Consider the following 15,399-nt stretch of genomic DNA (forward strand, 5'->3'; position numbering starts at 1 on the left):
CCCTGCATGAAACGTCCCCGCCCCGCCCGACGCGCCCTGTTCGTTGCCCTCTGCCTGATCCCTGTCATCGCCGTTGCCGCGTGGCAGGTATTGCCGCCGGGCCGTGAGACCCTCGCCACTGTTCAAGTGACACGCGGCGATATCGAAAACAGCGTGACCGCACTCGGCACCCTGCAACCGAGGCGCTATGTGGATGTGGGCGCCCAGGCGTCAGGGCAGATCCAGAAAATTCATGTCGAGGCCGGCGATGCGGTCAAGGAAGGCCAGTTGCTGGTGGAGATCGACCCGTCCACGCAAAAGGCCAAGCTCGACGCAGGCCGGTTCTCCATCGAGAACCTCAAGGCGCAGTTGCAGGAGCAACGAGCCCAGCATGAGCTGGCGCAGCAAAAGTACCAGCGCCAGCAAAAACTCGCCGCCGGCGGCGCCACCCGCGAGGAAGACGTCCAGACCGCCCGGGCCGAAGTGCGCGCCACGCAGGCCCGCATCGACATGTTTCAGGCGCAGATCCGCCAGGCACAGGCCAGCCTGCGCAGCGACGAAGCCGAGCTCGGCTACACACGCATCTATGCGCCGATGTCCGGCACGGTGGTGGCAGTAGGCGCCCGGGAAGGCCAGACACTCAACGCGCAACAGCAGACCCCGCTGATTCTGCGGATCGCGCGGCTCTCTCCGATGACCGTATGGGCCGAGGTCTCCGAAGCCGACATCGGTCACGTCAAACCGGGCATGACCGCTTACTTCACCACCCTCAGCGGCGGCAGCCGGCGCTGGAGCAGCACCGTACGGCAGATCCTGCCGGTGCCGCCGCGTCCGCTGGAACAGAGCCAGGGCGCCAGCCCCACCAGCGGTCGCAGTGGTAGCGAACGGGTGGTGCTTTACACGGTATTGCTGGATGTCGATAACGCCGATAACACCCTGATGACCGACATGACCGCCCAGGTGTTCTTCGTTTCGCAACAGGCACAAAACACCCTGACCGTGCCCACCGCCGCCCTGCAACGCAGCGCTCGCGCGGACTGGCAACTGGCGCAGGTGGTCGCCGCCAATGGCGAGGTTCAATCCCGGGAAGTGCGCACCGGCATCCGCGACCGCTTGCGCACGCAGATTCTTGAAGGGCTTGTCGAAGGCGATCATGTCCTGAGCAGCCCGGCCACCGGCAACGGAGGCTGAATGCAAACGCCCCTGATTGACCTGCGGCAGATCCGCAAAGCCTATGGCGGTGGCGACAGTCCGCGGGTGGAAGTGCTGCGCGGCATTGATCTGTCGATTCATGCCGGCGAATTCGTGGCGATCGTCGGCGCCTCCGGTTCCGGCAAGTCGACACTGATGAACATCCTCGGCTGCCTCGACCGACCGACCAGCGGCGAATACCTGTTTGCCGGTGAAGAGGTCGCGCGGCTGGACACCGACGCTCTGGCCTGGCTGCGACGCGAGGCGTTCGGCTTCGTGTTCCAGGGCTATCACCTGATTCCGTCCGGCTCGGCCCAGGAAAACGTCGAAATGCCGGCCATTTACGCAGGCACACCGGCCGCCGAACGCCACGCCCGGGCCCACGCGCTGCTGACTCGCCTGGGCCTTGCCGGCCGCACTGCCAATCGCCCGCACCAACTCTCCGGCGGGCAGCAGCAGCGGGTGTCGATTGCCCGTGCGCTGATGAATGGCGGTCATATCATTCTCGCCGACGAACCCACCGGTGCGCTCGACAGCCACAGCGGGGCCGAGGTCATGACCCTGCTCGATGAACTGGCAGATCAGGGCCATGTGGTGATTCTCATCACCCACGACCGCGAAGTCGCGCAACGTGCCAAGCGCATCATCGAAATCCGCGACGGCATGATCATCAGCGACACCGCCGATCCGTCATCGCCCCCCTTGCCCGCCGTCGGTTCCGGCGCATTGCAGGCCGTGGATCTGCGCGAGCGTCTGAACACCGGCAGCACCCAGACCGGCGCCTGGAAAGGCGAATTGGTGGACGCCGTGCAAGCGGCGTGGCGAGTGATGTGGGTCAACCGCTTCCGCACCGCGCTGACCCTGCTGGGCATCGTCATCGGCGTCGCGTCTGTGGTGGTGATGCTGGCGGTGGGCGAAGGCAGCAAGCGCCAGGTGATGGCGCAAATGGGCGCCTTCGGCTCCAACATCATTTATCTCAGCGGCGCTGCCCCCAACCCGCGCACGCCACCGGGCATCATCACCCTCGATGACGTCGCCGAACTGGCCGCCCTGCCCCAGGTGGAACGCATCATGCCGGTCAACGGCTCGACCGCCGGCGTGCGCTTCGGCAATGCCGACCACACCAGTTACGTGGGCGGCAATGACACCAACTTTCCGACCATTTTCAATTGGCCGGTGGTCCAGGGCAGCTACTTCACGCAAGCCGACGAAGACAGCGCCGCTGCCGTGGCGGTGATCGGCACCAAGGTTCGCGACAAACTGTTCAAGGATGTCGCCGATCCTGTCGGTCAATACATCCTGATCGAAAACGTACCGTTCCAGGTGCTCGGAGTGCTTGCGGAAAAAGGCTCCAGCTCCGGCGACTCGGACAGTGACAACCGGATCGCCGTGCCCTACTCCGCCGCCAGCATGCGCCTGTTCGGCAGCCGCAACCCCGAATATGTGGTCATCGCCGCGCGGGACGCCCGCAAGGTCAAGGAGGCGGAGCAGGCCATCGAGCAATCGATGCTGCGCCGGCACAACGGCAAAAGGGATTTCGAGCTGACCAACAACGCCGCCATGATTCAGGCCGAGGCGCGAACCCAGGGCACGCTGTCGCTGATGCTCGGCGCGATCGCCGCCATTTCCTTGCTGGTGGGCGGTGTCGGCGTGATGAACATCATGCTCATGACCGTGCGCGAGCGCACCCGGGAAATCGGCATCCGCATGGCCACCGGCGCCCGTCAGCGCGACATCCTGCGCCAGTTCCTGACCGAGGCAGTGATGCTTTCGGTGGTCGGCGGCGTTGCCGGGATCAGCCTGGCGATGCTGGTCGGCGGTGTGCTGCAACTCAGCGGCGTCGCCATGGCGTTCCAGTGGATTGCGGTGTTCGGCGCCTTCGGTTGCGCGCTGGCCACCGGCGTCATCTTCGGCTTCATGCCTGCCCGCAAGGCCGCCCGGCTCGATCCGGTCAAGGCCCTCACCAGTGAATGATCGACCTATGAAAGCCCACCTGACACTTCTCGCCGCCAGCGTTTTGCTGGCGGCGTGCGGCAGCCCCGCGCCACGCCCCGACAGCGGCCTGCAACCACCGCCCGCCTGGCAATCGCCCGAACATCCCGGCGCCAGCCAAAGCGATCGACAATGGTGGACGCATTTCGGCAGCACGGAACTCGATCATCTGATCGAACAGGCCCGGCTGGGTAGCCATGACCTGGCCGCCGCAGTCGCCCGGGTGAGGCAGGCGCAGGCCAGCGCGACCATCGCCGGCGCGCCGCTGCTGCCCGAAGTCAAGGCCGGGCTGAATGCCAATCGGCAGAAACTCCTGCACGGCAAAGGCTACAGCCAGCTCGACGTGAACCCCGACAACCGCTCGCTGGATTACTACGACGCCGAGTTGAGTGCCAGTTACGAAATCGATTTCTGGGGCGGCAAACGCGCCGCCCGGGACAGCGCGGTGCTCGGTGTGCAGGCCAGCGAATTCGACCGTTCAACGGTGGAACTGACCCTGCAAAGTGCCGTCGCCAACAGCTACACCCAGGCCCTGGCGCTGCGCGAACAGGCGCGGATCGCCGAACTCAATCTGGTCAATGCGCAAAGTGTTCTGCATCTGGTGCAGACCCGCCACGACGCCGGCAGCGCCACCGCGCTGGAACTGGCTCAGCAGAAAAGCCTGGTCGCCGAACAACAACGCAAACTGCCGCTGGTACAACAACAGGCCCGCGAGGCACTGATCACCCTGGCCGCCCTGCTCGGCCATCCGGTGCAGGAGTTGCCGACACCCCGACAGGCGTTCGCCCAACTGCAATGGCCGGACATCGCCAGTGGTGTGCCCAGCGATCTGCTGCAACGGCGCCCGGACATCGCCAGCGCCGAAGCCAGACTGGCCGCCGCCCAGGCCGATGTGACCGTGGCCCGCGCCGCCATGCTGCCCAAGGTCACGCTGACCGCCAGCCTCGGCACCGGCGCGGACCTCGCATCGGATCTGCTGCGCACGACCTTCTACAACCTGTCCTCAGGTCTGGTGGCACCGATCTTCAACAATGGCCGCCTGCGTGCCGAACGCGACAAGGCCACGGCGCGCCAGGAAGAATTGCTGGAGACCTATCGCGGCGCAATCATCAATGGCTTCGCGGACGTGGAAAAAGCCCTGACGAGCATTCGCGGCCTCGATGAACAGCGTCAATGGCAAGGCGAGGAACTGCGCCAGGCACAGACCGCGTTCGACATCGCCCAGAGCCGCTATCAGGCCGGCGCCGAGGATCTGCTGACGGTGTTGCAGACTCAACGCACGCTGTATGCCGCCCAGGACATGAACGTGCAGCTGCGGCTGTCACGCCTGCAGGCCAGCATTGCGCTGTACAAGGCGCTGGGCGGGGGTTGGCAAGTCATCTGAACAGCGCCTTGTTCAAGGCAAAAAAAATCGCAGCCCGACGCTGCGATTTTTTTGCCTTCAGAGCTGCCGACCCTTGACCTTCAGGTGCCTGGCGTACCACGGTCGCTGCGGCACTTTGCGGAACAGGTCGGCCATGTTGTCTTCATCGCCGAACGTGATGCGCAATGCCAGCTTCATGGTTTCCGGATCCATCTCCACCGAACGCCCCACCTGAAGGCCCGGAACGGTGCTGCAACCATGGGTGTCCGGGCCGAGCCACGGATCATCGACCTCGACCCAGCGCCCCGGTGCAAACCATGGCACGCCGTTGACTTGCAGACGGCTCACCTCACCCGGATGAAAGCGTTCGTGAGCGCGATACCAGTCTTCGATGCGGTCGTCGATCCAGCCATGGAATCGCCAGAACACCGGGTTCACATGGGAGGAAAACGGGTCGCCGAGAAAGTCGTTCTCCGGCGCGTACCAGCGCGCCGCGAAGTCAGCCTGATCCCGGGCCATCGGCACCGGAATATCGTTGGACGGATCACGGGCCACCGATGCCCAGCGCATGTGCAGCCAGTCGTGCAGACCCAGCTCGACTTCCGAGCCGAACTGGCCGAGCGTCAGCTTCGAGAGATAGCGCGGATCGGTGTACTGCGATTCCCAGACCTGGAAGTTGCTGTGGTAGGTCTCGGCCGTCTTGATGTCGCTGACCCACTTTGTGTATTCGTCATCGCCTTCGGTCAGCCAGGTGGGTGGCAAGGCGTCGCCGTCATGGTTGTCGAAGTAGCGGGCAAAACCCTGACGATCGCGCTCGAGCTCCGGTTGCGGCGCGGGGAATTTCAACCAGGACGGCAAGTCCTGCATCGAACGTGCAGTGCCCAGCATGTGCCGGTGCATGAAGAAGAAGTCGATGCCCGAGCCGTTGCGATCCTTGCGCGGACCGCGCGCATCGCGCTCCTTGTAACGCGGGCCGGGTTGCCAGCCGATGCCGCGCAACGCATCGCGTTTTTTCTCGGACAGTTTGTGCCACTTGTCCCGCGAGGCATGCCAGAGCTGGTGAAACAGGCGATGCTCGGGCGATACCAGCCACGCCAGCAACGTCGGGTTCAGACCGGTTCGCTCACGAGCCTCGGGGAAACGGCGTTTGATGGCGATGAAACGGTTATCGAGTTCCGGCAGACCCAGCGGCCGATCCAGGCGCAGCACCTGCCCGGTGAACGTGCCGCTGCCGGCATTGCCGAAGGCCGCCCAGACTTCGTCCAGTTTGACATCGAGCTCGTAGACCGCCGGCGTCTGTGGCTGGTCCGTGCGCATCAGACGCCAGTACAGCTGCGCGCCATTACCCGAGACCAGATCGCCAATGACGTCATAGCGGGGCAACCCGTCGCTCCGCAACCGCGCGCCGGTGTCGAGACAGCCGCGCAAGCCGCGCCCGCGCTGGGCAATATCGAGAAACAATTCCAGGCCCTCACGGGGCAGGCCGTCGAGCCCGGCATCGGCGCCCGTGAAGCGGATGTCCCAGACACCGCGCAGGTTGTCGGCCAACTGCTGGCCGGCAGTGTCTGCCAGATCCACCGTGGCCTCGCCCGGCGTGACCGGCTCCTCCTCGCGGGTCAGCTCACGATGTGCATAAAAAGCGGCAGGCAGCGCAGCGCCCGTGAGTGCCATGCCCGCCATGAACCAGCGTCGAGAGATCGTCATTGCCCTACCTGTGTCAGCCATGAAGCAGGCTTTATCCAAGCTAGAACGTTTGCTGGTGCGACAAATTTATCGCCTGCCCGAAAAGATCCTCCGAAGGTCCGGACCGCGTTCGCGCGTTCTTTTGCCGCCTCGCTAAATTGTTTGCCTCCCCAGTCGTTCCTCCCAGATAGCAAAGGCCCCTGCGCCTGTACCTCGACGGCGAACCTGAATGAGATGGCAATGACAAAACCGCGTTCGAAAAAGGCTCTATACATCGGCCTGCCGCTGGCCTTGGCGATCAGCGCCGGTGCAGGCTTCCTGGCCTGGGATTACTGGTTCAGGGACAACCCCGGCTACCCGGTCAAGGTGATGAAACAGGCCACCGAACTGCAGGAACGGATCCTGTCGTTCGACAGCCATATCACCGTGCCCTTGAGTTTCGGCACCCATGGCAATGAAGCCGACAAGGACGGCTCCGGGCAGTTCGACCTGATCAAGGCCAACCGCGGACGGCTGTCCGGCGCCGCATTGACGGTCTTCGGCTGGCCGGAGATGTGGAACGGCCCGAACGCCCCGCACCGGCCTACCGACGGTTTCGTCGAAGAGGCCCGCAATCAACAGGAAGTGCGCTACAAGATCATCTCGGGCCTGGTGCGCGACTTCCCCAACCAGGTCGGCATCGCCTACACCCCCGACGATTTCCGCCGTCTGCACGGCGAAGGCAAGTTTGCGATTTTCATCAGCATGCTCAACGCCTACCCGCTGGGCAACGACCTGAGCAAACTGGACCTGTGGGCCGGTCGTGGCATGCGCATGTTCGGCTTCAGCTACATCGGCAACAACAGCTGGGCAGACTCCTCGCGCCCGCTGCCGTTTTTCAATGATTCCCCGGATGCGCTCGACGGCCTGTCGGATATCGGCAAACAGGCCGTGCACCGCCTGAACGACCTGGGCGTGATCATCGACGTCTCGCAGATGTCGACCAAGGGCCTGGAGCAGGTCGCGCAACTGAGCCGTACACCGCTGGTGGCTTCGCACTCGGCGCCGAGGGCGGCGGTGGACATTCCGCGCAACCTCAGCGACAAGGAGCTGCAACTGATCAAGAACAGCGGCGGCGTGGTGCAGGTGGTCGGTTTCTCGCAGTACCTCAAACCGCTGACCCAAGGCACCCAGGACAAACTCAATGCCTTGCGCGCCCGTTTCGATCTGCCGCCTCTGCCGAACCTGGCCATGGCGTTGATGCCGGGCGACCCGATCATCACCGCCTGGTCGGAACAGAAACTCGGCCAGTACGCCAGCGGCCTGTACGGGATTCTCGAAGAAGAACCGAAAGCCACCCTGAAGGACTTCGGCGACGCCATCGACTACACCGTACGCAAGATCGGCATCGATCACGTCGGCATCTCTTCGGACTTCAATGACGGCGGCGGAATCAAGGGTTGGGAGAACGTCGGCGAAATCCGCAACGTCACCGCCGAACTGATCCAGCGCGGTTACTCCGAAGCCGACATCGCCAAGCTGTGGGGCGGCAACTTCCTGCGGGTCTGGGATCAGGTGCAGAAAGCCGCCAAACCCGCACTGCTCTCCCGTCAGGACGCGACCCGACCATGACTGACCGCCGTACTTTTCTGAAACAGGCCGGCGTACTGGCCGCCGCTCTGCCTCTGGGTGTGAGCCTGGCTGAGCCGGCCCGCGCCGCCGCTTCGCCGCAGGACAAATGGGTGAAACTGCGCGGGCTGTTCGAACAGGACCCGGACGCGATCCACTTCGCCAACTTTCTGGTGACATCGCACCCAAGGCCGGTGCGCGAAGCCATTGCCCGCCATCGTGCGGACATCGACCGCAATCCGGGCCTGGCGATGGACTGGGATCTGGGCGTCACCGAACAGCGCGAAGAAAACGTGCGGGTCTGGGCCGGCCACTACTTGCAGGCCAGGCCGAGCCAGATCGCCCTCACCGGCAGCACCACCGAAGGTCTGGCGATGATCTACGGCAGTGTGCACGTGCGCCCGGACCAGGAAATCCTGACCACGGTTCACGAGCATTACTCCACCCGCAACATCCTCGACTTCCGCACCGCCCGCGACGGCACCCGGGTGCGCAAGCTCACGCTGTTCGAGAACCCGCAAAGCGTTTCGACGGATCAGGTGCTCGACACCATCAATCGCAACATCCGCCCCGAAACCCGCGTCCTCGGCATGACCTGGGTGCATTCGGGCAGCGGCGTGAAACTGCCGATCGCCGACATTGCCCGCCTCGTCGACGAACACAACCGAAACCGCGACGACAAGGACCGGATCATTTACGTGGTCGACGGCGTGCACGGCTTCGGTGTCGAAGACCTGAGCTTCCCGCAGATGAACTGCGATTTCTTCATCGCCGGCACGCACAAATGGATGTTCGGCCCGCGCGGCACCGGCATCGTCTGCAGTCGCAGCGACGAGGTGAAATACGTCAGCCCCAGCGTGCCGACCTTCTCCGAAGCCACGACCTTCGCCAAGACCATGACGCCCGGCGGCTATCACGCCTTCGAACATCGCTGGGCGGTGGACGAAGCGTTCAAGCTGCACCTGCAAGTGGGCAAGGCCGATGTGCAAGCCCGCATCCACCAGCTCAACAGCTATTTGAAACAGCGCTTGCAGGAGCAACCGGGCGTCGAGCTGGTGACCCCGGTCGAGCCGAAGTTCTCCGCCGGTTTCAGCTTCTTCCGGGTCAAGGGCCGTGACAGCGATGACATCGCCGCCCGCCTGATGAAACACCGCGTGGTCTGCGATGCCGTCAGCCGCGACGTCGGCCCGGTGATCCGTACCGCGCCCGGTCTGCTCAACACTGAAGCCGAAGTGGACCGTTTCCTCGATGTGCTGGGCAAGACGCTGCGCGCCTGAGCCCTGCGCCCCCGGTTTTACTTTAAACAGAGACGACTCATGAAAAAGCCTCACGCCTCAACCGCCTTCAAGGCATTGTCCGCACTGGCGCTGACCGCCCTGTGCGCGGGCCTGCTGCCGGGCACTGCCCTGGCAGCCACCCCGCCGGCACCCGGTAAAGTGTTCAAGGACTGCAAGGACTGTCCGGAAATGGTGGTGTTGCCGACCGGCAGTTACACCATGGGCACACCGGACGACGAAGTCGGCCGTGAACCCGACGAAGGCCCGCGACACGAAGTGACCTTCACCCGACCGTTCGCCATCAGCCGCTTTCAGGTGCTGGTCGGCGAGTGGGACGCATATGTCCGCGAGACCGGCGCCAAACCCTATGACTTCGATGATCGCCCGGGCCGCCGCTGCACCGCCGGCAAGCCCGAGTTCAAACAGACCAAACGCGACCCGGCCGTCTGCATGAACGTGGCCGAAGCCCAGGGCTACATCGACTGGTTGTCGAAAAAGACCGGCCACCGCTATCGCCTGCCGAGCGAGTCGATCCGCGAATACGCGGCCCGTGGCGGCAGCACCGGATCGTTCCCCTTCCCGTTCGACGAAGGCAGCGATTACCAGATTTCCAAACACGCCAACACCTACGGCGCCGCCGACGGTTACAACTTCACGTCCCCGGCCGGCACCTTCCCGGCCAACGCCTTTGGCGTGTACGACGCCCACGGCAACGTCTACGAATGGACAGCCGACTGTTATCACAAGGATTACTCCGGCGTACCCAGTGACGGCCGTCCGTGGGTACAGGAAAACTGCGAACGCCAGGTCATGCGCGGCAACGACTGGGGCGAGGCACCGGTGTTTTCCCGTTCCGGCAACCGCAACAGCAGCTGGCCGACCAGCAAGGGCGACTGGCTGGGCTTTCGCGTAGTGCGCGACCTCTGAGCCCGACTGTCAGCGACCGCAGCCCGTCTGCGGTCGTTTAAAGAAACCCCGTGACCATTCGTTTTCCTTACATACCGGCACTCCCTCCGCACCGAAGCAGGAATCCTCCATGACCAAGCCAACGCGTGGGGCGATCAACGAATTGTTCGCCCTGCTCAAGCCCTTCCGCCTGATTGTCTGCGTATCCATCGTGCTCGGCATGATCGGCGGCCTGAGCGTCACCGTGCTGCTGGCGACCATCAACAACGCCTTGCACTCGGCCGACGGACTGACCCGCACCGTGGTCATGATTTTCGCCGGGCTGTGCGCCCTGGCCTTGCTGACCACGATCCTGTCCGACATCGGCACCAACTACGTCGGCCAACACATCATTGCCCGCCTGCGCAAAGAGCTGGGGGAGAAAGTGCTGTCGGCGCCGATCGACCAGATCGAACGCTATCGCAGCCACCGCCTGATTCCGGTGCTGACCCACGACGTGGACACCATCAGCGACTTCGCCTTCGCGTTTGCACCGCTGGCCATTTCCATGACCGTGACCCTGGGTTGCCTCGGTTATCTGGCGATGCTGTCCTGGCCGATGTTCCTGATGATGCTGGTGGCAATCGCCATCGGCACCACCATTCAGGCGATTGCCCGGGCCAAGGGCATGCGCGGGTTTTACGCTGCGCGCGACTCCGAAGACGAGCTGCAAAAGCACTACAACGCGATCGCCGAAGGTGCCAAGGAGCTGCGCATCCATCGCCCGCGCCGCCAGCGCATGTTTGTGTCGGGTATCCAGAAGACTGCCGAAAAGATCTGCGACACCCAGATCAAATCGATCAACACCTTCGTGATTGCCAAGTCCTTCGGTTCGATGCTGTTCTTCGTGGTGATCGGTATGGCACTGGCCCTGCAATCGTTCTGGCCGAGCGGTGACAAGGCCGTGATGAGCGGCTTCGTGCTGGTGCTGCTGTACATGAAGGGCCCGCTGGAACATCTGGTCAGCACGCTGCCGATCATCAGCCGCGCACAAATCGCCTTCCGCCGGATTGCCGAATTGAGCGAGCAATTCTCCTCGCCCGAGCCGCACCTGCTGCTGCAAGACCAGGGCAACAAGCCCGGTGTCGTCAACCGTCTGGAATTGAACAATGTGCGTTATGCCTTCCCGCCAGTGGCAGGCAGCGAACCGTTCCGCCTCGGACCGGTCAACCTGCGCATCGAGCAAGGCGACATCGTGTTTATCGTCGGTGAAAACGGCTGCGGCAAAACCACCCTGATCAAACTGCTGCTGGGCCTGTATGCGCCGACCGAAGGCGAAATCCGGGTCAACGGCCAGCCAATCACCGCGTTGAACCGTGACGACTACCGCCAGAACTTCACCACGATCTTTGCCGACTACTACCTGTTCGACGACCTGATTCAGGGAGACCGCGAAGTACCGCAGGACGCTACCCGCTACCTCGAACGCCTGGAGATCGCGCACAAAGTCAGCGTACGCGATGGCGCCTTCACCACCACCGATCTGTCCACCGGCCAGCGCAAGCGTCTGGCACTGGTCAACGCCTGGCTCGAAGAGCGCCCGGTGCTGGTGTTCGACGAGTGGGCCGCCGATCAGGACCCGACATTCCGGCGGATTTTCTACACCGAACTCCTGCCCGACCTGAAACGGCTGGGCAAGACCATCATCGTGATTTCCCACGATGACCGTTACTTCGACGTTGCCGATCAACTGGTCCGCATGGAGGCCGGAAAGGTCAAAAGCGAACTGCAAACCGCTTGATCGACGAAGCCGCGGCCAGACCGGAAAAATATTTTCCGGTTTACCGCGGCTTTCTCGTCTTAATGAGATGAATAAGAACCATTAACAACTATACCTGCCAAGGTCTTAACCTCATGTCCGCATCCCGCTTCATGCTTCGCCCACTGACCCGAGCCCTGCTCATGCACGGTGCTACCCGCTCCCGTCTGGCCACCACCGGCCTGGGACTGGCAATGACGCTGGCCGTCACCCCGTATGTCCAGGCTCAGGAATGGAATCTGAACATCCCGGCGCAACCTTTGGTCCAGGCCCTGCAATCGCTCGGTCAGCAGACCAGCCTGCAAATCATCTACAGCCCGGAAAGCCTGCAAGGGCTGCGCTCCGCCGCCCTGAACGGCCGGTATGCGGACGACAGCGCAATCGCGGCCATGCTCAAGGGCACCGGCATCCGTCACCAGCGTGACGGCAATACCGTGACCCTGCTGGCACCCGCCACCGGCAGCGCGATGGAACTGGCACCGACCAACATCGATGGGCAACGACTGACGGCCACTACCGAAGGCAGCAATTCTTACACCACCGGTGGCGTGACCATCGGCAAGGGCGTGCACTCGCTGAAGGAAACCCCGCAGTCGGTCACGGTCATGACCCGCAAGATGCTGGACGACCAGAACCTCAACACCATCGAACAAGTGATGGAAAAGACTCCAGGCATCACCGTTTACGACTCGCCCATGGGCGGCAAGTATTTCTACTCGCGCGGTTTCCGCATGACCGGCCAGTACCAGTACGACGGCGTGCCGCTGGACATCGGCAGCAGCTACGTACAGGCCGACAGCTTCAACAGCGACATGGCCATTTATGACCGCGTCGAAGTGCTGCGCGGTGCTGCCGGCATGATGAAAGGCGCAGGCGGTACGGCCGGTGGCGTCAACTTCGTGCGCAAGCGCGGCCAGGACACCCCGCACACCCAACTGTCGCTTTCGGCAGGCTCGTGGGACAACTATCGTGGTCAGGTCGACACCGGCGGCCCGCTGAACGACGCCGGCACCATCCGTGGCCGCGCCGTGGTCACCCAGCAGACCCGTCAGTACTTCTATGACGTGGCCAGCCGCAAGGACCAGATCTACTACGGTGCACTGGACTTCGACCTCAGCCCCGACACTACCCTGGGCCTGGGCATGGCCTATGAAGACGTCGACGCCACACCTTGCTGGGGCGGTCTGCCGCGCTATGCCGATGGCTCCGACCTGCACCTCAAGCGCTCCACCTGCCTGAACACCTCATGGAACAACCAGCGCAGCAAACGCGCCACCTACTTCGGCGACGTGAAACACCAGTTCAACGACGACTGGTCCCTGAAAGTGGCCGGGGTCTTCTCGCGCAACACCCAGGACATGGAATACGCGTTCCCGAGCGGCGCGGTGCCGGTAGGCGCCACCAGTTCCAACACGCTGATGCTGGGGAGCATCTACGACTACGAGCAGACCGACTACGGCTTCGATGCCTACGTGGACGGCAAATTCGACGCGTTCGGCCAGCAGCATGAACTCACCGTCGGCGCCAACGCCAGCCGTTCCCACAAGGATGACTTCTACGCCGTGGCGGCCTTGCCACAGCGCCAGAACGTGCTGAACCCGAACCATCACCTGCCCCAGCCTGACGAAAGCTACTACCTGGCCAACGCCTCCCGGGGCGGTCCGGTGGACATGCGCATCAAGCAATACGGCGTTTACTCCACCGCCCGCCTGAAACTGGCGGACCCACTGACCTTCGTGCTGGGCAGCCGTGTCAGCTGGTACAAATCCGATACCGACTCCGTGCAGTACTTCCGCGGCGAAGGCACCCCGGTCAGCACCAAGTCCACCGAAACCGGACAGGTCACCCCGTTTGCCGGGCTGTTGTTCGACCTCAACGACAACCTGACCGCGTACGCCAGCTACACCGATATCTTCACCCCGCAAGGCGGCTACAAGACCATTGACGGCAGCACCCTCAAACCCCTGATCGGCCAGAGCTACGAGCTGGGGATCAAGGGCGAGTGGTTCGACGGTCGCCTGAACAGCTCCTTCAACCTGTTCCGCACCATTCAGAAAGATGCGGCCCAGGATGACCCGCGCTGTGAAGACAGTTCCTGCTCGCTGAACTCCGGCAAGGTCCGCGCCCAGGGCTTCGAAGCGGAAGTCAGCGGTGAAGTGATCGATCGCCTGCAACTGCTGGCCGGCTACACCTACACCCAGACCAAAGTGCTGGAAGATGCCGACGCCACCCAGGACGGCGTGGTCTACAACTCCTACGTACCGCGCCACCTGCTGCGCGTCTGGGGTGACTACAGCCTGAGCGGCCCTCTGGATCGCGTCACCATCGGTGCCGGCGTCAACGCCCAGAGCGGCAACTACCGCACCTCGCCACTGGGCGGTGACAACATCACCCAGTCGGGTTATGCGGTCTGGAACGGTCGCATCGGCTACCGCATCGATGACACCTGGTCCGTCGCCCTCAACGGCAACAACCTGTTCGACAAACGCTACTACGCCACGGTGGGCACCGAAAGTTTCGGTAACTTCTACGGCGATCCGCGCAACTTCGTGATGTCGGTCAAAGCCGACTTCTGATTACAGCGCCCATGAAAAAACCCCGCATTGCGGGGTTTTTTCTGGTCTGCGAATTTGTCTGGGGTTCAGTTCAACGCGCGATTCAGCGCACGGCTCAGGGTTTCGTGTACCTGCAGGACATCGGGCATCACCGACGCCAGCCTGAGCAAATCGTGGGTCAACCCCGGGCAGTGCTCGAGCTCGACGCTCACACCGTGCTCACGCAACTTGTCGACATACGCCTGGCCCTCATCGAGCAGCGGATCGAACCCGGCCAGCACGACAATGGCCGGGGCGACGCCACGCAGATCTTCGGCCAGCAACGGCGAGAAACGCCAGTCCTGATAATCTTCCGGGGTGCGCGCGTAATGCCCGTAAAACCAGTCCAGTGTCTCGTCTTCCAGCAGATAGCCTTCGCTGAACAAGGTACGCGAATCATGGGCACGCGAAGCGTCGGTGACCGGATAGCACAACAACTGAGCCTTGGGCGCGATGGCCACGGTGTGCGGCTGAACCACCGCTTGCACCGCGAGTACGGTGGCCAGCGTGGCCCCGGCGCTGTCACCGCCGAAGGCGACCCGGCCCGAGTCCAGGCCCAACGAAGCCGCGTGTTCGGCCAGCCACGACAAAGCGTCCTCACCGTCTTCCAGTGCCGTCGGGAAACGGTGCTCCGGCGCCAGTCGATAGCCCACGGAGAGCACCGCGCACGGCGTGCGCCGGCAGAACTCGCGACACACGCCGTCATGGGAATCGAGGCTTCCGACCACAAACCCGCCACCGTGGAAATACACCAGTACCGGCATCGGCGCTGCCACACCGTGCGGGCGATACAAGCGCAGTGCCAGAGACGCACCGTCCCGGGCGGTAGCGCTGATGGCCTGCACGTCCAGGTCTTCGGGCGCCGTCCAGCGCAACTGCGCAGTGGTCTGTTCGAAGGTGTCCCGGGCCTGGGCCGGGGTCATTTGGTGCAGCGCCGGCAGACCGGCATCCTGGCTGTCTTGAGCCAGATCGAGAAAGGCTTCCAGATCAGGGTGTAACGACATCGCG

Annotated in this window: 10 protein-coding genes; 8 read left to right on the forward strand and 2 right to left on the reverse strand. The window is 63.4% G+C overall.

Annotated features, from left to right (window positions below):
• Positions 1–6: 6 nt before the first annotated feature.
• Genes AC07Y2_RS10440 through AC07Y2_RS10450 form a run of 3 tightly spaced genes read left to right on the forward strand, consistent with a single transcriptional unit; the run spans position 7 to position 4,546 of the window.
• Complete coding sequence (locus AC07Y2_RS10440) at positions 7–1,170, forward strand: efflux RND transporter periplasmic adaptor subunit (RefSeq protein WP_103386377.1); 1,164 nt, start codon at positions 7–9, stop codon at positions 1,168–1,170.
• Positions 1,171–3,144, forward strand: coding sequence for a MacB family efflux pump subunit (locus tag AC07Y2_RS10445; protein WP_103386378.1), 1,974 nt, complete (start codon positions 1,171–1,173; stop codon positions 3,142–3,144).
• Between the two features lie 7 nt (positions 3,145–3,151).
• Positions 3,152–4,546, forward strand: a complete 1,395-nt coding sequence (locus AC07Y2_RS10450; protein WP_103386379.1) for an efflux transporter outer membrane subunit — start codon at positions 3,152–3,154, stop codon at positions 4,544–4,546.
• Between the two features lie 57 nt (positions 4,547–4,603).
• Here the strand turns inward: AC07Y2_RS10450 and pvdP are convergent, their stop codons facing one another.
• The gene (pvdP, locus tag AC07Y2_RS10455; RefSeq protein ID WP_103386380.1) at positions 4,604–6,229 is read right to left on the reverse strand and encodes a pyoverdine maturation tyrosinase PvdP; all 1,626 of its coding nucleotides are present in this window, start codon (positions 6,227–6,229) and stop codon (positions 4,604–4,606) included.
• 219 nt (positions 6,230–6,448) lie between these two features.
• Here pvdP and pvdM point away from each other — a divergent pair, with 219 nt between their 5' ends.
• The 5 genes from pvdM to AC07Y2_RS10480 all read left to right on the forward strand — a co-directional run bounded on the left by pvdM (position 6,449) and on the right by AC07Y2_RS10480 (position 14,373).
• Positions 6,449–7,819, forward strand: a complete 1,371-nt coding sequence (gene pvdM, locus AC07Y2_RS10460) for a pyoverdine-tailoring dipeptidase-like protein PvdM (RefSeq protein WP_039770100.1) — start codon at positions 6,449–6,451, stop codon at positions 7,817–7,819.
• Positions 7,816–9,093 (forward strand): pyoverdine-tailoring periplasmic protein PvdN, encoded by a 1,278-nt coding sequence (gene pvdN / locus AC07Y2_RS10465; protein WP_039770098.1) that lies wholly within the window; start codon positions 7,816–7,818, stop codon positions 9,091–9,093. Before pvdM ends, pvdN begins: the two co-directional genes overlap by 4 nt.
• A gap of 39 nt (positions 9,094–9,132) precedes the next feature.
• On the forward strand, positions 9,133–10,020 hold the full coding sequence (gene pvdO / locus AC07Y2_RS10470) for a dihydropyoverdine dehydrogenase (protein ID WP_039770096.1): 888 nt from the start codon (positions 9,133–9,135) through the stop codon (positions 10,018–10,020).
• A gap of 109 nt (positions 10,021–10,129) precedes the next feature.
• Positions 10,130–11,779 (forward strand): cyclic peptide export ABC transporter, encoded by a 1,650-nt coding sequence (locus AC07Y2_RS10475; RefSeq protein WP_085667888.1) that lies wholly within the window; start codon positions 10,130–10,132, stop codon positions 11,777–11,779.
• 113 nt (positions 11,780–11,892) lie between these two features.
• Positions 11,893–14,373 (forward strand): TonB-dependent siderophore receptor, encoded by a 2,481-nt coding sequence (locus AC07Y2_RS10480; protein WP_092163864.1) that lies wholly within the window; start codon positions 11,893–11,895, stop codon positions 14,371–14,373.
• 65 nt (positions 14,374–14,438) lie between these two features.
• Here AC07Y2_RS10480 and AC07Y2_RS10485 read toward each other — a convergent pair whose 3' ends face one another.
• Complete coding sequence (locus AC07Y2_RS10485) at positions 14,439–15,395, reverse strand: alpha/beta hydrolase (RefSeq protein ID WP_103386381.1); 957 nt, start codon at positions 15,393–15,395, stop codon at positions 14,439–14,441.
• Positions 15,396–15,399 lie beyond the last annotated feature (4 nt).

The sequence above is a fragment of the Pseudomonas sp. GW456-12-1-14-TSB6 genome, from assembly GCF_059424205.1.

Bases quoted from the DNA above. Each gene is read 5' to 3' on its own strand.
- AC07Y2_RS10440 (WP_103386377.1), top strand. From the start codon at position 7: ATGAAACGTCCCCGCCCCGCCCGACGCGCCCTGTTCGTTGCCCTCTGC.
- AC07Y2_RS10445 (WP_103386378.1), top strand. From the start codon at position 1,171: ATGCAAACGCCCCTGATTGACCTGCGGCAGATCCGCAAAGCCTATGGC.
- AC07Y2_RS10450 (WP_103386379.1), top strand. From the start codon at position 3,152: ATGAAAGCCCACCTGACACTTCTCGCCGCCAGCGTTTTGCTGGCGGCG.
- pvdP (WP_103386380.1), bottom strand. From the start codon at position 6,229: ATGACGATCTCTCGACGCTGGTTCATGGCGGGCATGGCACTCACGGGC.
- pvdM (WP_039770100.1), top strand. From the start codon at position 6,449: ATGACAAAACCGCGTTCGAAAAAGGCTCTATACATCGGCCTGCCGCTG.
- pvdN (WP_039770098.1), top strand. From the start codon at position 7,816: ATGACTGACCGCCGTACTTTTCTGAAACAGGCCGGCGTACTGGCCGCC.
- pvdO (WP_039770096.1), top strand. From the start codon at position 9,133: ATGAAAAAGCCTCACGCCTCAACCGCCTTCAAGGCATTGTCCGCACTG.
- AC07Y2_RS10475 (WP_085667888.1), top strand. From the start codon at position 10,130: ATGACCAAGCCAACGCGTGGGGCGATCAACGAATTGTTCGCCCTGCTC.
- AC07Y2_RS10480 (WP_092163864.1), top strand. From the start codon at position 11,893: ATGTCCGCATCCCGCTTCATGCTTCGCCCACTGACCCGAGCCCTGCTC.
- AC07Y2_RS10485 (WP_103386381.1), bottom strand. From the start codon at position 15,395: ATGTCGTTACACCCTGATCTGGAAGCCTTTCTCGATCTGGCTCAAGAC.